Below are 24910 nucleotides of genomic sequence, written 5' to 3' on the forward strand. Positions count from 1 at the left end.
GTTTTCAATTACTAGATGATTCTAAAAATTTTATTGTACCATCTGCCATAGCTACAATTACACGAGAAGCAAAACCTAAAAAAAGACCATGTTCAACAACACCAGGAACTCCCAATAACGCATCTGATAATTCTTTTGGATTTAGAATAGATCCTAAAAATGCATCAACAATAAAATGACCGCCATCAGTCTCAAAAGGAATATCTCCATTCATACGTAATTTAATTTCTCCTGAAAGTCCTAAATTATTCACTACCTTTTCAATCGCTTTGCATGTAGCATTCATCCCAAATGGATTAACTTCTATTGGCACCCCAGAAGCACCAAGCGTTTTTACCATCTTTGTTTCATCAGCAATAATAAACATCTCATCAGATGCAGATGCTACAATTTTTTCATGCAATAATGCTCCACCCCTTCCTTTGATCAAGCTCATCTGAGGATCGATTTCATCAGCTCCATCAATACAAAGATCAAGCTTAGATATTTTATCTAAAGTAGTAATAGGCACTCCAAACTGACGACATAAATGCTCAGAATGATATGAAGTAGCAACACCAGTTATCCTTAAACCATTTGTAATGCACTCACCAAGAAGACGAATAAATTCATTTACTGTAGAACCAGAGCCTATACCAAGATTCATATCATCTTGCACAAATTCAAGCGCTTGAGCAGCAGCCATTTTTTTTAATTTTTGGATATCCATACATTACCTTCCTTTATATCAATTCAATGAGCAATATTTATTATGAATTATAAAAAACGATTTATCGCTCTAAGCAGCTATAACTTTATTTGTTAGCTTATTGGAAATAAGACTTGTTATATAGAATACAGTAATTAACTTATATAGAATACAGTAATTAACTATTCTGTTTTTTAATAAAAGGCTTATAATTTATAAAATAATTATTTAAAAATCCTAATACAAAGTATGCTCCTATAGGCTTATAAAGCAGGAAAATATCAAGAAAATGCCTACTTTAAAAAAATGATTATTAGCTATTGATTCTTTCTAATTAATTTATAAATTAATCGAATGATGTAGTAAAATGTGCCAGTTCATTTTCCTCATGTTATTGAATCATTCACATCAAGGATAAAGAGGACTAGCCCAACACTTAATCAAGGCAATATATTAGTATCATTTCTTGTATTAGTCGTATCTAGTACTAAAAACAAAATAGGACAATAGAATACTATGAAAGGTCATCCACAAGTTATCGAGCAACTCAATAAAGCTCTTTCTCTTGAGCTTAGTGCTGTTAATCAATATTTGTTGCATTCTTCTCTTATAGAAAACTGGGGCTATATCAAATTAGCTAAAATAGAGCGCAAAGAATCTATAGAAGAAATGGAACATGTAGATAAACTCATTAAGCGTATTACTTTTCTTGAAGGACATCCAAATATTCAAACTTCTGAGCCTTTACGTATTGGAAAAAACCTCAAGGATATTTTAGAATGTGATCTTGCCAGTGAATATGAAGCTCGAGAATTTTATTTAAAATCACGTGAAATTTGTGCTAAGCTTTCTGATCATGTCTCAAAGAAATTGTTTGATGAATTGCTTGAAGACGAAGAAAATCATATTGATTTTCTTGAAACTCAACTTCAGCTTTTTAAAACAATGGGAGAAGAGAAATATAGTCAGCTCAATGCAAGCTCTGCTGAATGTGAATGTTAGAAAAACTATTATCTCATTTGTGAAATGAAGTTATTATAAAATTTATATAGAGGCTATAAATTAGCTAGCCTTTATAAATTTTTTCTATGAATATTCCATGGTCTATAAAAACCTGCAGAAGACCAAAGAGTGCTTTTGTTTTTAGTCAGTATAACACTTCCTCGCGATAATAATTGTTGAGACGTAAATGTTATTGCATTTATTGAATCGCATGTTTCATTGCTTGTTGCATGTTTTTTAATTATGATATCTGCTTTTATGCAATGATCTGTCTCTCCGTATAAAATAGCAATTTTAAATCCATTTTCTAATAAAGTTGTACAGATCTTATCATCACAAATAAATTGTCCTTTGAGAGATGGACCAATTTTTGTTGGTTTAATGGTTTTATTTATGCGAAACGATTTTTCCCATAAAGATATTGTAAACTTAGAAGGATGATAACGATCAACATATAATATCTTGTCATTCAAAACACCTACAATTTTCATATCATCTGCTATGATTAACTGTACAGGTGACTGCATCATACAAACCAGAATACCTGCCAAAATAAAAAAAACAAAGAAGAGTCTAATAGCCGTTTTTAAAAAAGTGAGCCCAACTAAACCGATACTTAATAAAATCAATGCAGATAGCGGGATAAATCCAGGATTTAAAACAGGAGAAATAGCCTGTATTGCATAAGCAATTTTTATCATAAGGTTCGTACCAAATCCCATAATCTGCAAAGGCCACCATTCAAGCCCAAAAAACATTGAAAAGGCTGAAAGTAGTCCAAATGGCATGATGAAAATTGATACTATAGGCAAAGCTAAAGCATTACTGATAACACCTAAAAGAGCTACATTAGAAAAATGATAAGCTGCATAAATCCCACTTGCAGAACCAGCTACTAATGAGGACATACAAGTTGAAACAACGGATAAAAAGACAAAACGAAGCACCTTTCCTCCAATATAAGAAGGTGCTGTATTTCCTTTACAAGAGCAATACCCATCACTCCACCAGGAAAAAGCAGCAATCAAAGCTACGGTTGCAGAAAATGACATTTGAAAACTAGGCTCTAATATCTCATGCGGACTTATAGCTACAGTTACTAAACCAGCAATAGCAAAATTACGCATTGTTACAGCAGAGCGATTACATAATATAGCAACCAACATAACAGCTACCATCAAAAAACTTCTTTGTGCAGCAATATTTGCACCAGACAATATCAAATAAAAAGCTGTAACTATTAATGCAGCAATGGCAGCAAATTTTTTAACTGAGTAATAAGAGGAAAAGACTGGAAAAAATGCAAAAAAGCTCCGTATAATAATAAAAACCATACCACTCAGTAAAGCCATATGCAGACCTGATATTGATAAAATATGTGCCAATCCGGCTATACGTAATGCTTCATTGGTATTATGTGAAATACCCCCTCTCTGCCCTGTTATTAAAGCAGCAGAAACTCTCCCTCCTTCTCCACCAACCGCTTTAACAATTTTTTCAGTCATTTGCATGCGTAAATTTTCAATTTTTTGTAAAACTTTTCCTAGCATCATATCAGGCTGAAGAACTGATATCTTTTTGGGTTTTCCTAAATAAAATCCCTGTGCACCAATTCTTTTAAAATAATTATGAAAACTAAAATCATAACTTCCTGGACGTATCGCTCCAGATAAAGCACGAAGCTTTACTTTCCCATATAAGCCATCTCCAGGAGTTAACCCATCTGGTAAAGACTTTGCGACTAAATGCACCCGATTGAGATTATAAGATAAAGTAGGTTTTTCTGTCTTCAAAACATCTACTTTTAAACGAAATCCCCCTTTCCCTACAGACTTAATAGAAACAATTCGTCCTGTTAATATGGTAACAACATCGCGACTCAACATTGGCGTAGACATATGCCATGTTTCTATTTTTGCAGCCAAAGCGCCTAATACAATACAAAATAAAAATCCAGTTATAAACCATATCTTCCGATAACACCGTAAAACATATAACAGGCTAGGGAATATAATAATCAATATAACAAATTGTTTCCAACTTGGTTCTTGCTCTAAGCTGAAATAAAAAATAATGCCTGTAGAAAAAAAGACAAAAACTAATAAGAAAAGCAGCCCAAAAGAAATTTCTCTGTTTATACAATCTATCAGCCACTTCCAGAAAAAAACTACTTTTTCCTTAAAAAAGGAAAATAAAGAGTCCTCTTTCCTATTATAGATAGCATTGCTTGCACCATCAATAACAAACCGATCACCCTTCTGTAACAAAACAAGACTTTTTCTTTGTGAGAAAAAACCTCCTGGTAGATCATCTTTAACTTTATTTTGATCTAACATCCGTAAATCCCCACTTTACTTGCAATGCGGCTATTGCACACCCTAATACCTATGCTAACATAGTTCTTCAATAAAATTCATAAATAACATCTTAATTTTAGAGGATAATGTCTGTGTCTGTTATTACCCGTTTTGCACCATCTCCTACAGGATTCCTTCATATTGGTAGCGCTCGTACCGCACTTTTTAACTGGCTTTATGCAAAACATACTGGAGGAAAAATGCTTTTACGTATTGAAGATACAGATCGAGAACGTTCAACAGAAGCTGCAGTTAAAGCTATCATAGATGGTTTGCACTGGATGGGACTCCAGTATGAAGGAGATCCTATTTCACAATTCAAACGAGCAGAGCGTCACCGTCAAGTTGCTGAACAACTGGTAAAAGATGGCAAAGCTTATTATTGCTATGCAACACTTGAAGAATTAGCTGAAATGCGTGAGAATGCTTTTGCAAAAGGTCTCCCAGCACGCTATGATGGGCGCTGGCGCGATCGTGATATTTCTGAAGCCCCTAAAGGAATCAAACCTGTCATTCGAATTAAAGCTCCACAAGATGGTGAAACAATTTTGCACGATCGTGTTCAAGGTGATATTCGCTTTCCTAATAAAGATCTAGATGACTTTATAATTTTACGTTCTGATGGTTCTCCAACTTACATGCATGCTGTTGTTGTTGATGATCATGATATGGGGGTAACACATATAATTCGTGGTAATGATCATCTTACAAATGCAGCTCGCCAAGCAATTATCTTCAATGCAATGGGATGGGATATCCCTGTTATGGCCCATATTCCGCTCATCCATGGTGAAAACGGTGCAAAATTATCAAAACGGCACGGTGCGCTAGGTATTGATGCATATCGGAAAATGGGATATCTCCCCATTGCCTTGCTCAATTACCTTGTTCGTCTAGGTTGGAGCCATGGTAATGATGAAATTATTTCAATAGAAGACATGATTGCCTGGTTTGATATTGATGATATCAATAAAAGTGCTGCTCGTTTTGATTTCAAAAAATTAGATGCCATCAACGGACACTATATGCGTCTAAGTAATAATCAAGATCTATGTGATGCTGCATTTAATATTTTACCAGAAAATGCAAATGAATTAAAAATAACAAAACAACTTGATGAAAAACATCGTGCGCAATTTCTAGCTGCAATACCAATTCTGAAAGAACGTTCAAAAACGTTGCTTGAACTTATTAATGACGCATCATTTATCTTCGCACAACGACCGTTGCCTCTTAATGAACAAGCAAAAACACTCTTAGATGAAAATGGTCAAACTATTTTAAAAGGAATTTATCCTATTCTAATGTCATGCCAAAAATGGGATGCAAAAACTTTGGATGAAACCATCCGACATTATGCACAAATACAAAAACTTAAATTTGGAGCTGTTGTTCAACCACTTCGAGCCGCCCTCACAGGACGCGTAACATCACCAGGAATTTTTGATATGCTTATCTTATTAGGAAAAGATGAGTCCCTGAACCGCATTAATGACCAAATTACCTGAACAGTATATTAATTTAATATATAAAACTAGAAAATATTAAAGTATAATTCTCTCAATGAAAAATAAATTTGTTTTTTAATTTAAAAAATTGAAATAAATATTAAAAAAAACTATGCTAAACAATATTTCAGATTGCATAAACAAAATTTTAGATTCAATCTATTCTTAAAATAGGTAGGAAAAGCTTTAACTATAAATTGCTATAGCTAATAAAACAGCATATCAATTTAAAAAAATGGAAGCACTGAAAGGAAATATTTAATGTCCGAAAATAAAGCATATATGACTGTCAATGGTAAAAAAATAGAATTACCTGTCCGTAAAGGTACCATTGGCCCTGATGTCATTGAGATTGCATCTCTTTATAAAGAAACTGATACCTTTACTTATGATCCTGGCTTTACCTCAACTGCCTCTTGTGAATCAAAAATCACGTATATCGATGGTGACAAAGGAGTCCTACTTTATCGCGGTTATTCTATTGACCAACTTGCTGAAAAAGGTGACTTTCTCGAAAGCTGTTATCTTTTGCTTTATGGAGAACTACCAACCAAACAAGAAAAAATTGATTTTGACTACCGTATTATGCAACACACGATGGTGCATGAACAATTTGCAAGATTTTTCCATGGCTTTCGTCGTGATTCTCATCCTATGGCTGTTATGGTTGCTTGCCTTGGAGCAATGTCTGCATTCTATCATGATTCCATTGATATTACAGATTCCCAACAGAGAATGATTGCTTCTATTCGTCTTATTTCCAAAGTACCAACCCTTGCTGCGATGGCATATAAATACAGTATTGGGCAACCATTTATTTATCCCCGTAACGATCTCAGTTATGCTGCAAACTTCCTTCATATGTGCTTTTCTGTTCCTTGCCAAGAATATAAAATTAATCCAGTACTTGCTCGAGCTATGGACCGAATTTTCACCCTTCATGCAGATCATGAGCAAAATGCATCTACATCAACGGTACGTCTTGCTGGTTCATCAGGAGCTAATCCATTTGCGTGTATAGCAGCAGGTGTAGCATGCCTTTGGGGACCAGCGCACGGTGGTGCTAATGAAACATGTCTAAAAATGCTGCAAGAAATAGGCACTGTTCAAAAAATTCCTGAGTTTATCGCACGTGCAAAAGATAAAAATGATCGTTTTCGTCTTATGGGTTTTGGTCATCGTGTCTATAAAAATTATGATCCACGTGCAAAAATCATGCAACAAACCTGCCATGAAGTCTTAAAAGAACTCAATATTCAAGATGATCCACTTCTTGATATTGCTATGGAACTTGAAAAAATTGCTCTAAATGATGAATACTTTATTGAAAAAAAGCTTTATCCTAATGTTGATTTCTATTCTGGTATCACATTAAAAGCCTTAGGTTTTCCAACTGAAATGTTTACTGTTCTCTTTGCGTTAGCACGTAGTGTTGGCTGGGTTGCACAATGGAAAGAAATGATTGAAGATCCAGCACAAAAAATTGGCCGTCCACGCCAACTGTATACAGGTCCTTCAACACGTGAATATATTCCGATAAACGACCGCACAAATTCAAAAAAATAAAAAATCAATTAATAAAGCCTTAATTTATTGGGGCTTTATTTTTTTTTGGTATTTCCTTCCAATTACCAATCTCATTTTTATCAGATAGAGTATATTGATCTTTCTATTTTTAAAAACATAAAGACGTCATATTAAGTTAAAATAAGGTCTTATATTACATTTAATTCTTCCTAGCCGCGGCTTAACTTGCATTCTAATAGACCATGCTCTTTAAAGATATGTTATGTCAATAACAAATAAAGAGGCTATAGAAACTACTTCAAACCGTGAAAGATTTAATCATTTTACTAAAAAATGACGTTAAGCTAGTAAATCTATTCTATCACTACTTTTTATCGATATTTTACCATTCTTAAAATTATTTATCATGTTTTCTATGCTTGATATGTTTCTTACTAAATGCAAACTGACGACATTAAAACATGTTTATTGCAACATAATAGAACAGTGCCCAGCCATTCCCAAAATATTAAACTATAGCATCATTAATTTAAAATAATGCTTATATAGAGATAATGAAAATACAACTCATATTTTACTTACTGTGAATTTCTTCCTGTACAGATATTATATACTCCTAACATGATAAAGACTTGTTATGATTATAATTAAATCAATACCAATAAATTTTTGTATTGCTCTTCATAAAGCTTACAGATTATAAAATATGTCATAGCATAGTATCTCTTTGTGCACTTCATAGGAGAGGATAATGAAATTATTGGCTGCAGCTTTCATAATAAGTGCAACACTATTTTCCCAATTCGTTAATGCTAAAACGTTGACAATTGCAACTGAAGGCTCCTATCCTCCATTCAATTATATTGACTCAAATAATAAACTTCATGGTTTTGATATTGATATAACTCATGCGCTTTGCAAAAAGATGAAAATTGAATGTGTTATCACTATTCAAGATTTTGATGGAATTATCCTAGGCCTTCTTGCTAAAAAATATGATGCTATTATTGCATCTCTATCCCCTACACAAGAGCGACTAAAAAAAATTGACTTTACAGATGCTTATTACAGTACAGAATTAGCTGCAATTGTTCCTAAAGATTCACAAATTAAAGAAATCTCAGTAGAAGCATTTAAAGGAAAAAATCTTGGTGTACAATTAAACACAACACAAGCTATATATGCAGAAAATCATTATGCATCTAAAGGGGTGAATATTAAACTCTATCCCACAACAAAAGAAGTAATACGTGATTTGTTAAGTAACCGCCTTGATGTCGTTATTCTTGATAAATTACAAATATTAGATTGGTTTAAACACAAAGGAAAAGATTGTTGCCATTTTTTAGGAAGTATTGAAGGAACTGAACTTCCTATTGCAATTGCTATACGCCAAAACAATGACGATCTTAAAAATCAGTTCAATAAAGCCATAAAAGAAATCCGTAATGATGGAACATATGATAAAATTACTAAAAAATACTTCCAAATTGATACTTATTAAGTATAAAATTAATTACAAATTGAGCAAATGATTTACGTTTTCAGCAAATAATTACTTTAAACCTTTATTAGGAGAATGGAGATGATTGACAGTTTATCATTGCTATCATTTAGCAATGGTGGGTGGGGTATGGTAATCCTGACAAGTGCAGGAATGACATTATCATTAGCTCTATGCTCCATAATTTTAGGTCTTCCTTTAGGGCTTATGAACGCAACAATGATTCAATCCAATATCAGGATACTTAAAGCTATAGCAACTTTATTTTCATCCGTATTTCGCGGACTACCAGAAATTTTAACATTGTTTTTCGTTTATTATGGCTTACAAAACTGTATTCAAGCTATATTTGATTTCTTAAATATTGACATAATATTTAGTATTAATGCTTTTATTGCTGGTGTTCTTGCATTCAGTATGGTTTTTGCAGCTTTTTCTTGTGAAGTTTGGCTTGCGGCATTTAAGATGTTTGATAAAAGCCAATATGAAGCAGCGCAAGTTCTAGGTCTCTCACGCTCAACAACATTTTTCCGGATTGTTTTTCCTCAACTTCTCCACAATGCTTTACCAGGCCTGTCTAACAATTGGCTTACTCTGCTTAAAGATACATCCCTCGTTTCAACTATCTCACTGCTTGATCTCATGCGACAAACTAATTTAGCTGCTACAGCAACCAATGAACCTATTTTGTTTTATCTTGTAGCATGCTTACTCTATCTATTATTTTCAGCAGTTTCTTCAGCAATTTTACGTTATCTAGATAAAATGCACTCAAGTAGGAATAAAAGGTACTAATCTAATGATTTCTGATGCGCCCTATTTTCTTTTTAATCCTGCACTTTTAAACCGTTATAGCCTAAAATTATTTGATGGCTTTATTGTTACTTTAAAACTTGTTTCTATTTCTTGTTCAATAGGACTTCTTCTTGGCATATTGATCACATTCATACGTTTATCTAATAATAAACCCTTACAATATTTGGCGCGTGCTTATATCTACTTTTTTCGCAGTTCTCCTTTATTGGCACAGCTCTTTCTCTTCTACTATGGACTTGGATCGTTGAGTAGCTTCTGGCAACAAATTGGCTTATGGTGGTTTTTTCAAAATGCTTGGTATTGTTGTCTTTTTATTTTTTCGCTTAATTCTGCTGCCTATCAAGCTGAAATCTTTAGAGGCAGCTTATTAGCAGTAGCAGCAGAACAGCGAGAAGCATCAAAAGCTTTAGGACTGAATCGCTCTACAACATTTTTCAAAATTATTTTTCCACAAGCGATGGTAGTAGCATTACGCCCCTTAGGAAATGAATTTATTTTAATGACTAAATCTAGTGCTATTGCTTCACTCGTAACTGTCTATGATTTAATGGGTACAACTAAACTAATTTACTCACGTACTTTTGATTTCCAAGTTTATGTTTGGGCTGCTATTATTTATCTTATTATCGTCGAGCTTATTCATCGAGTTATTATTTTGATTGAACACTATCTAACCCGATATTTACGATAGATAAAAAATCATTATAAAAGCTTTTCGCCCAATCAAAATGCTAAATTAATCTATTTATTTATCAATTGAGAAAATGAAAAATGAATCTAGAAAATAAAAATAATCATCCTATTGATAATACAAAAAGTTTGATTATCTCTATCCGCCACTTAAATAAATGGTATGGGGATTTTCAGGTACTATGTGATATCAACTTAGATATAGAAACTGGCGAACGTATTGTTATTTGCGGTCCGTCAGGATCAGGAAAATCAACTCTAATTCGTTGTATTAATCAATTGGAGCAAGCACAAGAAGGTTCAATTTTAGTCAACAATGTTGATATTAATACAGCTCCCATACAACAACAAAAAAATATTTTACGTACAATAGGAATGCTTTTTCAAAACTTTAATTTATTTCCTCACATGACCGTTATACAAAATTGTATCTTAGCACCTATAACCGTTCACAAACTTTCTAAACAACAAGCAACAGAAAAAGCAATCCATTACCTTACACAAGTTGGTGTTGAAAAACACTGTAATAAGTATCCTTTACAACTATCTGGTGGACAAAAACAGCGTGTAGCTATAGCACGTGCTCTTTGTATGGAACCTCAAATAATGCTTTTTGATGAACCAACGTCAGCACTTGATCCAGAAAGCGTTGGAGAAGTCTTAGAGGTTATGGCTCAACTAGCAAATACCGGAATAACAATGCTTTGCGTTACCCATGAAATGGGGTTCGCTCACAAAGTTTCAGAGAGGATACTCTTTTTAGAAAACGGAAAAATTATTGAAGACACAACATCGAGCACATTTTTTACTAATCCTAAAAGCCAACGTGCTCGTGATTTTCTAGCTAAAATCAAACATTAGCCATAAACATTATGGTATCAGCAATTTTTTATGCTCTGTTTTTTCCTTAAGAAAGCGTATAATCGTTTGAGCAGCAATATCTTCTGATGGCACTTCTGTTTTCATTTTCGTCTCTATTATATCAAAGGAATCAAATTGTACATGCCGTAATAAATGGTTATGTAAAAGTTGTTCTATCTGCCTTGCTAACATGCCAGGTCGCAAAAATTCATTAAAATATTCGGACACAACAGGCTTATCAGCAATAATATTCGGAAGAGCAGAACTCCATAGTAATACTTTTGAAAAAAAAAATAATTTAAAAAAATAATCAAGCTTATAGCAAAGAATCATCGGAATTCTTGCCAGCGCTAATTCAAGTGAAACTGTTCCTAACGCTGCAAGTGCAACATCAGCTTCTGCAAAAGCAGACCATTTCTCATCTTCACCAACAACAATCTCAACCTCATTTTTCCAATCTTGCGTTAAAAGATGAATCTCATTTATTAAATACGGTAAAGTTGGTAAAATAATACGTAAATGAGGAATACGTTGTTTAACAATTTCTATTGCTTGTCCAAAAATAGGCATCAAACTGCGTATCTCTGACCTCCGTGATCCTGGCAAAACGACAATTGTAGGTTGCAATATTGGTTCATTACGTAAACGCTTTTTTTTCGATTGAACAGCTAAAAGCGGGGGATAGGTTAAAAGACGATGCCCAACATAAGTTGTATCTGGTCCATTCAAATCTTTTATAATCTTTTCTTCAAACGGAAAAATAGCCAATATATGATCAACAAATTTACGCATAATTTTAGCACGTTCTGGCCGCCATGCCCAAACAGTTGGCGCAACATATTGAATAATAGGAATAGAAGGTGCTAAAGTGCGTACTCTTTTTGCAACACGATGAGTAAAATCAGGACTGTCAATAATAATTAAACAATCAGGTTGTTCCTGTACAATGAACTTAGACAAATTACGAATATGCATCAATAGTAATGGCAGTTTCTTTAATACTGCTCCTAAACCTATTAAAGCAATATCATTAAAGTCAAAAAAACTTTTCAAGCCTAATGCTTCTAAATGTCTGCCTCCAACACCAATCAAATAAATATTGCATTCTGTCTGTTTAGATAAAGAAGAAATCAAGTCTGCTCCAAGTAAATCACCAGATTCTTCACCTGCAATAACAGCAATTTTTAAAGAACTATTATTCATTATCCGTTGTCCTAAATGTTTCTATAAACAAAGAACGTTTATTTGCTTCCTCTATCGTTTTTTCTAAAGATAATATCAAACTTTTCTTTGCTTCCACTGCAATACCAGACAATCCACTTTTAGCAGCATTAATTACTGTTGTAGGTCCAATTGATGGCAAATCCACCCGATGATCTTGTTGTGGTTTTACACATTTCACAAGAACACCACCTTGCGGGACAATTTTCTGCCTTTCCCGCATTTCCTGAACTCGCTTTAACATATTATCAGTTCCCTTTGAATCTTCTACTGCTACCACTCGGCCATCAATAGCTACAGCTGCTTGTCCAATATCTAATCGACCTAAGCTTCTTGCTGCTTCAGCCGCCAAAAGAATATCAGCATTCTGCTTGGAATTAGCACGTTGCACTGTTAAATTAAATTCTATTGGAGCGAGTAAATCTGGTACAACTTCATGAGCACCAATAACACAAAAACCATAGTCTTCCAAAATACGGATAAAAGCTCTTAATAATGTATCATCTCCACTTCTCAATGCCTTAAATAACTTTGATAAAACCGACAAAGTTGTCCAATCAGGCCGTAATTGCAAAAGAGATGGACGCTTTTTCACACCACCTGCTAAAATAATATTGTGAATTTCAGCCGCTTTTAAAATTTTAAATAATCGTGCTAATTCTACAATTGATAGTTCACAATGCTCATAATCATAAAGTGCCATATCAGCTTCACCACGCAAAAGAACAAGAAAAGGATTTTGTCCACGTTTTTCAAGTTCTTGAGCAACTACAGTAGGTAAAACACCGTTTCCAGCGATTATGGCAGTTCTACCGGAAAGAAAACTTCTGGCATTAGAAGAAGGCACTTTTAGTCCTTATGAATCTATCACGTTATCTTCAAATTTAGGCGTACAATAAAAACGTTTTCCCTTTTCTTGAATAAAATTAATTACATCAATTACAGATTGCGAAGTAGAATAAGAAGAAAAAACGTCATTAACACGTTCTTTAAACGGTTTATTGCGATCAAAAAGCATAGAAACTGCGTGACGTAAAGCGTGAATCTCTTTACGTGCAAGACCAGCACGCTTCATACCAATAATATTGAGTCCAGCAAGTCTCGCTTGTACACCAACAGCCGTTCCATAAGGAATCAAATCTCCAACCAATGCAGATACACCACCAATAAATGCATGATGTCCGATACGAACAAACTGATGAACAGCTGCACCACCACCAATAATAACATAATCACCAACTATAACATGACCGCCAATCATTGCATTATTTGCGAATGTCACATGATTTCCTACACAACAATCATGTGCAACGTGAGAATAAGAAAAGAATTGACAATTATCACCAACAACTGTTGTTCCTGAGCTTGAATCCGAGCCTCTATGCATCGTAACACCCTCACGAATCATACAGTTTTTACCAATAAAAAGAGTTGTATGCCCCCCTTTATGTTTATTATTCTGTGGCTCTGCACCTAAAACTGCATGAGGAAATATCTTACTATTCGCACCTATCACTGTCTCGCCCATTATGACAACATGACTCATTAAATGACATCCATCATCAATTACAGCTTTTGGACCAATATGACAAAACGGCCCTATTGATACATTTTTACCAAGTTGCGCTCCTTTTTCTACAAAAGCAGTTGGATGGATTTTTGTATCAGACATTCCCACATTCCTATTACATTATTTACTTTGATTCAACAATCATTGCAGAAACTTCTGCTTCAGCAACGCGAACATCTTCTACTTTTGCAATACATAAAAAACGTCTAATATTTGACCGTTTTTTTAATAATCGGACATGAATTTTCAGTTGATCACCGGGTGTAACCGGTTTACGAAATTTCGCATTATCAACAGTCATAAGATAAACTAAGCCTAATTCCTTACTATTTAAACTTAAAAGTGAAATCGCTCCCGCTGTTTGTGCCATAGCTTCTAAAATCAAAACACCAGGCATAACTGGCTTTTCAGGAAAGTGTCCCGTAAAATGGGGTTCATTAATTGTTACATTTTTAATGCCGATAGCTTCTTGATCACCATCAATTTCGATTATACGATCGATCAATAAAAATGGATAACGATGTGGTAATATTGACAATAATTTATCAATATCCATAGATTCTAGACTTTTAGTTTCTTCAGTATCGGTCATATCACCGTTTCTCCCTTTTTACTTTTCCGATACTACGCAATGCTGCCACTTCGCGAAACCATTGTTTAAATGGCCGTGCTGGACTGCCTCCCCATTTTTCTCCATCTGGAATATCATTCATAACACCACTGCCAGCAGCAATTTGAACACATTCACCTATTGTAATATGATCCGCAATGCCAACACTTCCCCCCAGCTGAGACATATCTCCTATAGATGTGCTTCCAGCGATTCCACATTGAGCAGCAATAAGGCAATAACGACCAATTTTCACATTATGAGCAATCTGCACCAAATTATCAATTTTGCTCCCCTCGCCAATAATTGTATCATCAAATGTACCGCGATCAATCGTTGTGTTTGCACCAATTTCTACACCATCTTGAATGATCACACGGCCAAGATGAGGAATTTTTTCAACACCAATAGCACTTCGAACGTAACCAAAACCATCCTGCCCAATACAAACACCAGGATAAATATAAACTCTATCACCGATTAAAGAATATTGAACTGTTACCTTAGGAGCAATATAGCAATCACGTCCAATACGACAATTTTCTCCAATAACAGCTGTTGATGAAATAAGAGTACCCGAACCAATTTCAACGTTTCTACCAATAACAGCTCCTGCCTCAACACACACATCATTTTCAAGTTTAGCACTTGGATGAATATGAGCATGCAGTGAAATTTCTTTTTGACCGAACCAAGGTGTTGGCCTAACAGAAGCAGGAAATAAAATACGTCCTACTTGAGCAAAATCACGTTGCGGTGTAGATGTCACCAAAACTGCAATAGTTTCAGGCACTTTAAAAACAATATCACTCGTACAAAAGACAGCAACCGCAGAGCTCCCTAATAAAGCATCAGAAAACTTTCGATTCTCTATAAAAACAAGAGAGCCCTCCCCAGCACTCTCTACAGAAGAAAGAGTATTTATAACTGTATTAGAAAACTCTGGATTAAGAAGCTTCGCACCTGTCAACTTTACTACGTCAGCAACTGTCAACCGCCGAGACGGCGTAAAAAAAAATGTATCCGCCATCAAAATACTCTCTCTCCCGGTCTAATGTAATTTCCCTTAAAGTTTACTCTCCTAGAGAAAATCCAAATTAAAACTTAGTAGAAATACCAAAGTTCAGATTTTGTACATTATCGCCTTCTTGCTTAGTTAATGGCCAAGCATAATCAAAACGCAACGGACCAAATGGAGATTCCCACATTAAACTAATACCCGCAGATGTTCGCCATGAACTATGAGAATTTGTAACTGGCGTTTCATCTTTCAAAACAGGCTTATAATTATTACCATAAAGTGTCGCAGCATCTAAAAATACAGCACCACGGAATCCTAAACTATCAGGAACAATAGGTATAGGAAATTGCACTTCAGCAGTTCCATTCATATATGTTGTACCACCTAAGAAATACACTTCACCCAACTGAGAAACCTGACGCGGCCCTATTCCATTATATTTAAAGCCTCGAATCATATCATTGTTGCTTTTAAACATATCAAAAATACGAAGACCATCATCTCCTATTCCATATATATAACCCGCTCCAACAGAAAATAAACTGACCATATCCATTCGATCAGAGAGTGTCTTGTACATCATTGCCTTACCAGTTGTCTTCAAGAACTGCGCATCTCCACCAAGCCCTGCATATTCCTGAAGAAGACGAGCATATATACCATCATGGGGATTTTTCATATCATCGATGGAATTATAAGTTAAACCATAACTAATAGACGAGCGATGCCAAGGGCTATGCTTAGCAGCTTGAACGATTGCACCAGAATATTTTCCGTACAATTCTTTTACGACTTGGTCATCAGTTAAATCATATTGTGCACCAAAATCATATTCTTCTTGTACATAAGAATAAGCTAAATTAGCAGATAATTTATCATTAATTGGCAACCCAAATCGAAGCGAGCCACCTGTTTGCCGTACATCATATGCTTTATCAGCGCGATAAGTACTGCGAAAAATATCAAGACCCGCAGATGAACGATAACCTAAGAAATGAGGATCAACAAACGATAAATTATAATTACGAGATTTTTCTTGACCAGCCCCTAACCCCAAACGTACATATTGACCACGCCCTCCAAGGTTACGCTCAGTGACAGATACTTCAAGTGACATACCTGGACTCGTACCACCTGTCGTATACCCTCCAGAGAAAGAAAGATCTCCTGTTGGAACTTCTACTACATCTATAACCAATGTAACCTGATCAGGTTGATCGGTCGTAACCATTGAAATATTAACTGATTTAAAAAATCCTAGAGATTCTAGTCGACGTTTTGCACGTTGCACCATTGTTTGATTGTAAGCATCGCCTTCATTTAAATCAAGTTCACGCCGAATAACATAATCACGAGTCTTTTCATTACCACGTATCTCAATTCGCTGGACATACGCTCGAGGACCTTGCTCAATGTTATAAACAATTGAAATTGTATTATTCTTAAAATTACGGTTTCCTCTTGGATCAACTTTAGCAAAGGCATATCCAGAGTCAGCAACTTTATTATTAATAATTGCTACAGACTGCTCAACATGTTCCGCATTATAAACATCGCCTGTACGAGTTTTAATAATCTTTTTCAGAGACTGAGTATCAACTCCAGCAATATCACTTTCAATCTGAATATCACCAATTTTATAGCATGCCCCTTCATCAAGAATAAAATGAATTTTATAGGCATTATTTTTTTCATCATAAACTGCCTTAGATGAAATAACGCGAAAATCAGCATAACCACGACTATAATAAAAACGGCGAAGGGCCTCTTCATCTGCAGCTAGACGATCCTCTGTATAAACGTCACCCTTCAACAATAACGAAAATATTCCTGAAGGCTTCGTTAAAATCACATCACGCAAACGACGCACTCCAAATGTATTATTCCCTTGAAACGTAATATCGGCAATCTTTGTCCTCTGGCCTTCAACGATATTGAAAACCACATTTACACGTCCTTTACCCAAATTAATAGTTTGAACTGTAACAGAAACATTGTTGCGACCAACAGTCTTATATGCTTCACGAATCACTTTTATATCGGCTGAAAGCTTATCAGAACTGAAAGTTTCATTTTGTTTTAGAGTAATGAAACGTTTAAGATCAGGATCTTTAAATGTTTTATTCCCTTGAAAGAGTATCCGATTAACAACCTCATATTCTTTAACGGCTACAACAAGCTTATTGCCTACCTGATTTATTTTAATATCATAAAATAATCCTAGCTCAAAAAGACGTTTCACTTCAGCATCAATATCGCCTTCAGAAAAATTTCTTCCAGCTTTAATTCTCATATTATCTCTAATAGTCTGAGCAGCTACATACTTGTTACCACGAACTTCAATAGAATGAACAATTGATGCTTGTGTTTCCTCAACCATTGCAATTGACATAACAGCTGCTGCTGGAACAACTGCAACTATAGCTAGCACCAATGCAGATGTTGCGTTTAAAAATCTCGAATTCGCAGTCATTAGCCTCTTCACCTTAATACTCTCTTTGTTTTTAGGCACATATCCCTATAAGTTAAGTTACAGCAACTTCTTATTAGGAACTATTTATGCACTTAATTACCATCCCTAGCTTACTACGCCACAATATCTTGCGAATATAGTAAACAACCTGCTAATCTTTAATTATTCCTCAATTTATACAATATTCTCCATAAATAATAGCAAAACCAACAAAATAATCATTAAATAGCGCAAAAATCATAAATACAATGACAATAAAAAATCCTATACGAAAAACAATTTCCTGAATTTTAGCTGGAACTGACTTACCAGTCATAGCTTCAGCAATATAAAACAATAAATGTCCACCATCAAGCGGTGGAATAGGAAAAAGATTAATAAGCCCAATGCGAATTGAAAAAAAGTTGTAAAATGCAACATAGAGGACAAACCTGTTTCACTAATTTTCCAAGCAATCTAAACAGTTTTAGAGGGACCGCTTAATTGGCAATGGTCTTCCTTACACACCGATTAAACAACTAAAAAAGATTTTTTTTGGATAATAATCAATGTTGTACTCTTTAATGACTCTGCTATTGATTCTATCCAATTATAGCAAATATGTTTCTTATAAATTGGATCTAAACGCTCAGAATTATAGAAAACAATAGAAACTCTCACACCAATCATATCGACCTAAACCTGATTGCCAAATCCATCATCTCGCTTGATTACTATAGGTTTAATTAATACCGTTAAAATTTGATCTACATACTCTATTTTAATTCTATAGAATCTCTACCATGTAAAATTACATAAGCTACTAAATCTCCAAAACTTTCAATCTGTTTACCATCCATTTCAACCAAAATGATTCCCCCGTATTAAAACAGCTTGAATAACTGAAGAATCTTTTTCTAGATAACCAAAAACCGGTTCAACAACTACACGTCCATAAAAAAGAAAAAAATGTTAAAATAACAACAGTAAAAAAAACCTTGAATAAGGGACCAGCAAAAACAGTCATTGCTCTTTTCCAAGCATGAGCGCCCATAAATGAACCAGGTGTAAATGAAGATGATTTGGACGATGATGTTAGTCCATTATTATCTTCAATGAATTTTACATATCCTCCTAATAAAAAAAGCTCTAAACACCACCTTGTACCTCTCTTATCTGTATAACTCAGAAATTCTGATCCAAATCCAATCAAAAAACAGACACCCGAATACCACACCATCTTCCAATAAGATAATGTCCCATCCCATGTACAAAAACGATAATTAAAATGGTTAAAATAACATTTAAGCCTCTTAAAAAGAGACCACCCACATTAAGTATATGACCTAAAAATTCCAAAGTATCATTTTCCAATAAAATCACATAAAAAAGATTAAAGGAGTATTCATATCAAACATAAACGAGCCAATTATATAAAAAAGAGAAGTAGCACCCACCAACCCGTCCATACGATCCATAAATCCTCCATGTCCAGGTAATAAAAAACCAGAATCTTTAACAGAGAATCGCCTTTTTAGCCATGATTGCCATAAATCACCTATTTGTGAAATAATGGATAATATTAAAGCAAGGAAGAATACAAAATAATTCACTGCACTGATACCAAAAACATAAATCACAACCACTATGCCACTAGAAAGCCCAGCAAGTGTTCCAACGATTGCCCCTGACCATGTTTTGTTAGGAGAAAATCGTGGTGCTAACTTCGGGCCACCAAAAACACGACCACCGAAATACGCAGCGATATCTGTACTCCACACTACTGCAAATAAAAAAATCACTCTCCAAAAACCCAATAAATCGTAGCCTCGTAAACAAGACAAAGCCACTACTGGAAAAGATGCGTATATAAATCCTCCAAAAATCCAACCAGCATTCCCAATAGACAGGAGAGCTAACAATACTGCTAGAATCATTAAAACACTGAACACTAATGAAGCAGATGTACTAAAAATCAACAAGAAACCACAAACACAATAAAAAACACTAGCTAATATTTTTTGTAAGAGGCCCCATTTCTCTTCAGTGATATCAATCCACTCATAAAGAATAAAACCACCAATTCCCCACGTAAACAAAAAAAACAAAGTTCCGCCACACCACGTTAGATACAAAGTAATAGTACCCAAAATAATGGCTGTCAGAATGCGAGACATAAGATTAGACAAAACAATCTCCAAACGATAAAAAAAGAAGAATCAAGTGAAGAGATAATATCCAAAATTTTCTATGCAATATTTTATACCCGTACTTTTCTAAGATTTACTAATAATGATAGTAAAATTCGATAAAAAATGACACTTATAAAACTAACATCATCTATAATTACTTCAAAATTTTATCGATTAAAATTAAAATAAAAACAAAAAGAAAAGAGAGTTAAAATATGTTACCCAATTTTAAAAATCAGAAAACTTCTGCTCATTACTCATGAAAAATTTACGCAAATAATTAAATTTGATATCTATATTCTGTTCACATAAGATATTTTATTATTACAATCGTAAGTCATTTACTGAAGAATTAAAAGATTATCAAAAAAATTGCGAAATAATATATTTTTACCATTCTCTTAATCTATAGTAAATGGCAGATAACAAGAATATGATATCCTTGTCCAATGATAAAAATCTAAACCTGCATAATTTCAGTTTCTTTCAAAACCAAAATTTTATCAATCTCAGCTATAGTTTCATCCGTAAGCTTTTGAACTTTCTCAGACAAACTACGTGCTTCATCTTGTCCAATTTTTCCTTCCTTTTCTAACTTCTTTAAATTATCCATACCATCACGACGAACATGGCGAGCAGCAATACGAGCTTGCTCTGTATATTGATATGCAATTTTTACTAATTCCTTTCGACGCTCTTCATTTAATTCAGGTAAAGGAATACGCAAATTCACACCATCAGTAATAGGATTTAAACCAAGACCAGAATCACGAATAGCACGCTCAACAGCCCCAACCATCGTTTTATCCCATACAGAGACTGACAGCATTCGTGATTCCGGAACAGAAATATTGGCAACTTGATTTATTGGAACAATAGAGCCATAAGCCTCAACTGTCAAATGTTCTAATAAACTAGCCGATGCTCGCCCAGTCCGCAAACTACCTAATTCATGTTTAAAAGATGAAATAGCACCTTCCATGCGACGTTTCAGATCATCCATAATTAGTGTTATATCCATATTTATGCTTCCCTTCATTGTATCCTGAAAATCACTTTCATTCTGATACTATCGTAAACTGTCCCTCTCCATTCAACACCTTAGCCAAGCCACCCTTTTCATGAATAGAATATACAATAATAGGTAAATTATTCTCACGTGCTAAAGTCACAGCTGTTGTATCCATAACAGATAACCCCCCTTGTAAAATCTCAATATGCGTTAATTTATCAAAACGCTTAGCCATGGGATCTATTTTAGGGTCTGCAGAATAAATACCGTCCACTTGTGTTCCTTTCAACAACACATCTGCACCTATTTCTGCTGCACGTAAAGTAGCTGCAGAATCAGTGGTAAAAAATGGATTACCTGTACCACCAGCAAAAATAACAACTTTTCCTTGATTCATATAGCTTATTGCTTTGCGCTGCGAAAAACTTTCGCAAATTTGCGGCATAGCAATTGCCGATAAAACAACTGATTCAATCTTTAATTTCGTCAATGATGTCCATAATGCCAGAGAATTAATAGCAGTTGCAAGCATTCCCATATGATCGCCAGTTACACGATCCACACCACGTGAAGCAACAGCAACGCCACGAAAAATATTACCTCCACCTATAACAATAGCAACCTCTACGCCCATTGCTCGGACTTCAGCAATATCAGTAGCAATACGATCTACAACTGAAACATCAATGCCAAAACTTTGTCCTCCCATAAGTGCTTCACCAGACACTTTCAATAAGACACGTTTATATCGAAGAGCTAATGTCATTATAATCTCCCAAAAAGCATTTGTACTTTTTGTCTTCGATACACTAAGGGCACCATCTTGTCACGTAATACCCCTGAAATAATTACAATTTTTAATATTTATTGTGCTATAATTTGATGTTTCTAACAAATAATTCGGAAAATAACTAGCTCTTAACTACAGCTGCAACTTCTGCAGCAAAATCAGACTCTTCTTTCTCTATACCCTCGCCTAAAGCAAAACGGATAAAGCCTGTGATTTTAGCTGGTGCGCCAATGGATTGCTCTGCATTTTTCAAAGCAGTTTCAACAGTAATATCGGGATTCATAACAAAAGCTTGAGAAAGCAAAACCACTTCTTCATAAAACTTGCGCATGCGCCCTTCCACCATCTTTTCAATGATATTTTCAGGCTTTCCAGATTGACGTGCTTGATCTGAAAAAATCGACTTTTCCCGTTCAATAGCACTAGCATCAATATCTTGCGCTGTTAATGCTAATGGGTTAGTTGCAGCAATATGCATAGCAACTTGACGACCAAAAGCAGCAGCAGCTTCTTTATTCCCAGAAGTCTCAACAGCAACTAAAACACCAAGCTTACCAAGACCATCAGCAACAGCATTATGCATATAGGAAGCAACAACACCATCAGTAACAGATAATTTAGCTGAACGACGAAATGTCATATTCTCGCCAATTGTACCAATTGCATCTTTAATAACTGTCTCTACAGTCTCTTTAGAACCTGGATAAACAGATACAGAAACAGACTCAGCATCTCCTTTCGTATCTAAAGCAGCAATTGCTACATTGCGCACTATTTCCTGAAATGCATCGTTACGAGCAACAAAATCTGTTTCAGAATTAACTTCAACCAAAACAGCACTTAAACCTTTTGATAAAACGCCAATCAACCCCTCAGCTGCTGTACGGCTAGCCTTTTTGTCTGCTTTGGCTATTCCTTTTTTACGAAGCCAATCAACTGCAGCCTCCATATCACCATTGCTTTCTGCTAAAGCTGCTTTACAGTCCATCATACCAGCACCTGATAATTCTCGAAGTTCTTTCACTTGTGCAGCGGTAATACTCATATTTTCCTCTTTAATTTGATAATAATGAAAGCGCGTACAGAGAAATCCAACGCACACTCAAAACCTTTTCTATAAAAAAAGTGCTTTAACAGAAGTTTTCAAATTATTCTTCAGTAACAGTAGCCGAATCTTCTAAAACAGGCTCCACAGGCACATCTAACACAGGCTCCATAGGCGCATCAACTTGAGCTCCTAAATCAACTCCCATCGTACTTTGCTGACGAGCAATACCGTCAAGAGCAGCACGCGCAATAAGATCACAATAGAAAGTAACTGCACGCGAAGCATCATCATTACCCGGAATTGGATAATCAATATTATCAGGATCACAGTTAGTATCAATAACAGCAACAACTGGAATACCTAAACGCTTCGCTTCTTGGATAGCAATATTCTCTTTATTCGTATCAATGATAAACATAAGATCTGGAACAGATCCCATATCTTTAATACCACCAAGCGCTCGATTAAGTTTTTCACGATCACGTTCAAGATTTAAACGCTCTTTTTTAGTAAAGCCCTGCACCCCAGAAGAAAGAGTTTTATCCAACTTTCGTAAACGATGGATCGAATTAGAAATTGTTTTCCAATTTGTTAGCATACCACCAAGCCAACGTGCATTAACATAGTATTGTGCAGAGCGATTTGCTGCATCAGAAATAATATCAGATGCCTGCCGTTTAGTGCCAACAAATAAAACACGCCCTCCACGTGCAACTGTATCTGAAACAACCTTAAGCGCTTGATGTAAAAGTGGAACAGTCTGAGAAAGATCAATAATATGAATATTATTACGCTGACCATAAATATAGGGAGCCATCTTTGGATTCCAGCGATGCGTCTGGTGACCAAAATGCACACCCGCCTCTAAAAGCTGGCGCATAGTAAAATCTGGTAATGCCATAATTTTATCCTTTCCGGTTTGACCTCCGCGGAAAAAGTAAGCAAGCCTACTACCGGTGGACATTTTCCAGAATCACTCTGCACTAGAATCACTCCGTAAACACCCAAAAATCCGCGTGTGAGATAATGCTACCATAATAACATTTGATTTTTTTTCAAGTTATTTTCTGCACATCATTTAATGTTATTAAGTTTGCAGTTATGCAGATCATTTTTCTCATCGAGAAATTGAAGACTCTTCAATTTTAAACGTATTGAGAAATCCCCATAATCTATAAGCAAGTGACGCACTACACCATTTTCATATAAATGAAAACTCTGACGATAAATCGGTAAACCATCCTTGTTTTTTGTATCATCAAAATGAGAAACTATAACATGCCAATAGCCACTCTCATCTAATTTTTTCAATTCCTTTATCTCAGAATCAGATACTGACTTTTTCTTTTCTCCAATAACAACACTTTCTTTTATCACTCTATCGCCACCATTATCTCCATCAAACAAAGTTGTATTATAAAAACGATGACCAGCCTTTGCGTGTCGAATAATATTTTTCAGGCTTGTAATTGGAAAATCAGCTTTCTCAAGCCTATACACATTTTCTTCTGGTTTCTTTAATTTAACTAAAGTTCCATTTTTAGTAAGCTCAGCAATTCCTTCGGTACTCTTTCCCACATTTTTTTCCATTACCTTTTTTATGTCAAAGTGGAATCTGTGACCATCACCTGTTGTATAAGTTTTTACCTCCTGACTCATTAAACGAACAGGCATACCTTCCGTATAAACGCGAACACCAAGGCTAGTATGTGTTGTATATCCCTGACATGCAGACCCCTTGATCTCATGAACCATGCGCCCAGACATTCCTATAACGACCGGATCCCAAGAAGCATTATCCATCTGAAAATCATAAACTACTCGATGAGGAGCTAAAAAAATAGCTTCTTCAGCTCTTACAGAACATAAATAAATAATATAAAAACCTATTATAAACAACAACTTAAGCATTCTTAACTTCCAGACTTATCTCATACCCATCAAATAATCAAAAATCAAGAAAAGCTTCTATCTTAATTAACGACAGCATTTTCATTAAATCAAAACTATGCAGCAGGTTATTATATAATAATCATGAGAC

Annotated in this window: 23 protein-coding genes; 7 read left to right on the forward strand and 16 right to left on the reverse strand. The window is 34.9% G+C overall.

Going from position 1 to position 24910, the window contains the following annotated elements; translation table 11 throughout:
- Positions 1-4 precede the first annotated feature (4 nt).
- On the reverse strand, positions 5-709 hold the full coding sequence (gene rpiA / locus O99_RS01805; protein ID WP_035005976.1) for a ribose-5-phosphate isomerase RpiA: 705 nt from the start codon (positions 707-709) through the stop codon (positions 5-7).
- A 495-nt stretch (positions 710-1204) separates the two neighbouring features.
- Between rpiA and bfr the strand changes: the two genes are divergently transcribed.
- Positions 1205-1690, forward strand: a complete 486-nt coding sequence (bfr, locus tag O99_RS01810; protein WP_035005977.1) for a bacterioferritin — start codon at positions 1205-1207, stop codon at positions 1688-1690.
- A gap of 71 nt (positions 1691-1761) precedes the next feature.
- Here the strand turns inward: bfr and O99_RS01815 are convergent, their stop codons facing one another.
- A complete protein-coding gene (locus tag O99_RS01815) occupies positions 1762-4026 on the reverse strand; it encodes a ComEC/Rec2 family competence protein (protein ID WP_035005978.1) in 2265 nt (754 codons plus the stop codon).
- Between the two features lie 113 nt (positions 4027-4139).
- On the opposite strand from O99_RS01815, the gene gltX reads away from it, so the two are divergent.
- From gltX to O99_RS01845, 6 genes are all read left to right on the forward strand, one after another.
- Positions 4140-5555, forward strand: coding sequence for a glutamate--tRNA ligase (gltX, locus tag O99_RS01820; RefSeq protein ID WP_035006686.1), 1416 nt, complete (start codon positions 4140-4142; stop codon positions 5553-5555).
- A gap of 261 nt (positions 5556-5816) precedes the next feature.
- The gene (gltA, locus tag O99_RS01825) at positions 5817-7121 is read left to right on the forward strand and encodes a citrate synthase (protein WP_035005979.1); all 1305 of its coding nucleotides are present in this window, start codon (positions 5817-5819) and stop codon (positions 7119-7121) included.
- A gap of 712 nt (positions 7122-7833) precedes the next feature.
- Positions 7834-8586: a transporter substrate-binding domain-containing protein gene (locus O99_RS01830; RefSeq protein WP_035005980.1), complete on the forward strand. Its 753-nt coding sequence runs from the start codon at positions 7834-7836 to the stop codon at positions 8584-8586.
- An 81-nt stretch (positions 8587-8667) separates the two neighbouring features.
- Positions 8668-9381, forward strand: coding sequence for an ABC transporter permease (locus O99_RS01835; RefSeq protein WP_035005981.1), 714 nt, complete (start codon positions 8668-8670; stop codon positions 9379-9381).
- A gap of 4 nt (positions 9382-9385) precedes the next feature.
- A complete protein-coding gene (locus O99_RS01840) occupies positions 9386-10093 on the forward strand; it encodes an ABC transporter permease (protein ID WP_035005982.1) in 708 nt (235 codons plus the stop codon).
- An 80-nt stretch (positions 10094-10173) separates the two neighbouring features.
- Positions 10174-10953, forward strand: coding sequence for an amino acid ABC transporter ATP-binding protein (locus O99_RS01845; RefSeq protein WP_035005983.1), 780 nt, complete (start codon positions 10174-10176; stop codon positions 10951-10953).
- A gap of 9 nt (positions 10954-10962) precedes the next feature.
- Here the strand turns inward: O99_RS01845 and lpxB are convergent, their stop codons facing one another.
- The 14 genes from lpxB to O99_RS01910 all read right to left on the reverse strand — a co-directional run bounded on the left by lpxB (position 10963) and on the right by O99_RS01910 (position 24780).
- Positions 10963-12156, reverse strand: a complete 1194-nt coding sequence (gene lpxB / locus O99_RS01850; protein ID WP_035005985.1) for a lipid-A-disaccharide synthase — start codon at positions 12154-12156, stop codon at positions 10963-10965.
- Positions 12149-13021 (reverse strand): LpxI family protein, encoded by an 873-nt coding sequence (locus tag O99_RS01855; protein WP_035005986.1) that lies wholly within the window; start codon positions 13019-13021, stop codon positions 12149-12151. Before O99_RS01855 ends, lpxB begins: the two co-directional genes overlap by 8 nt.
- Positions 13022-13030: 9 nt before the next feature.
- The gene (gene lpxA / locus O99_RS01860; protein ID WP_035005987.1) at positions 13031-13846 is read right to left on the reverse strand and encodes an acyl-ACP--UDP-N-acetylglucosamine O-acyltransferase; all 816 of its coding nucleotides are present in this window, start codon (positions 13844-13846) and stop codon (positions 13031-13033) included.
- A 22-nt stretch (positions 13847-13868) separates the two neighbouring features.
- Positions 13869-14336, reverse strand: coding sequence for a 3-hydroxyacyl-ACP dehydratase FabZ (fabZ, locus tag O99_RS01865; RefSeq protein WP_035005988.1), 468 nt, complete (start codon positions 14334-14336; stop codon positions 13869-13871).
- Position 14337: 1 nt separating this feature from the next.
- Positions 14338-15384: a UDP-3-O-(3-hydroxymyristoyl)glucosamine N-acyltransferase gene (gene lpxD, locus O99_RS01870; protein WP_035005989.1), complete on the reverse strand. Its 1047-nt coding sequence runs from the start codon at positions 15382-15384 to the stop codon at positions 14338-14340.
- A gap of 67 nt (positions 15385-15451) precedes the next feature.
- Positions 15452-17848: an outer membrane protein assembly factor BamA gene (gene bamA, locus O99_RS01875; protein WP_035005990.1), complete on the reverse strand. Its 2397-nt coding sequence runs from the start codon at positions 17846-17848 to the stop codon at positions 15452-15454.
- Between the two features lie 169 nt (positions 17849-18017).
- Complete coding sequence (locus tag O99_RS07205) at positions 18018-18242, reverse strand: site-2 protease family protein (protein WP_407636707.1); 225 nt, start codon at positions 18240-18242, stop codon at positions 18018-18020.
- Between the two features lie 522 nt (positions 18243-18764).
- Positions 18765-19067, reverse strand: coding sequence for a site-2 protease family protein (locus O99_RS07210; protein ID WP_407636702.1), 303 nt, complete (start codon positions 19065-19067; stop codon positions 18765-18767).
- Positions 19068-19206: 139 nt separating this feature from the next.
- A complete protein-coding gene (locus O99_RS01885) occupies positions 19207-20016 on the reverse strand; it encodes a phosphatidate cytidylyltransferase (RefSeq protein WP_035005991.1) in 810 nt (269 codons plus the stop codon).
- Between the two features lie 463 nt (positions 20017-20479).
- Positions 20480-21040: a ribosome recycling factor gene (frr, locus tag O99_RS01890; RefSeq protein ID WP_035005993.1), complete on the reverse strand. Its 561-nt coding sequence runs from the start codon at positions 21038-21040 to the stop codon at positions 20480-20482.
- Between the two features lie 37 nt (positions 21041-21077).
- Positions 21078-21797 (reverse strand): UMP kinase, encoded by a 720-nt coding sequence (gene pyrH / locus O99_RS01895; protein WP_035005994.1) that lies wholly within the window; start codon positions 21795-21797, stop codon positions 21078-21080.
- 145 nt (positions 21798-21942) lie between these two features.
- A complete protein-coding gene (gene tsf / locus O99_RS01900) occupies positions 21943-22866 on the reverse strand; it encodes a translation elongation factor Ts (protein WP_035005996.1) in 924 nt (307 codons plus the stop codon).
- Positions 22867-22969: 103 nt separating this feature from the next.
- The gene (gene rpsB, locus O99_RS01905; protein ID WP_035005998.1) at positions 22970-23770 is read right to left on the reverse strand and encodes a 30S ribosomal protein S2; all 801 of its coding nucleotides are present in this window, start codon (positions 23768-23770) and stop codon (positions 22970-22972) included.
- Between the two features lie 173 nt (positions 23771-23943).
- On the reverse strand, positions 23944-24780 hold the full coding sequence (locus O99_RS01910) for an EipB family protein (RefSeq protein ID WP_035005999.1): 837 nt from the start codon (positions 24778-24780) through the stop codon (positions 23944-23946).
- Positions 24781-24910 lie beyond the last annotated feature (130 nt).

The sequence above is a fragment of the Bartonella rochalimae ATCC BAA-1498 genome (assembly GCF_000706645.1).
GTDB lineage: Bacteria > Pseudomonadota > Alphaproteobacteria > Rhizobiales > Rhizobiaceae > Bartonella > Bartonella rochalimae.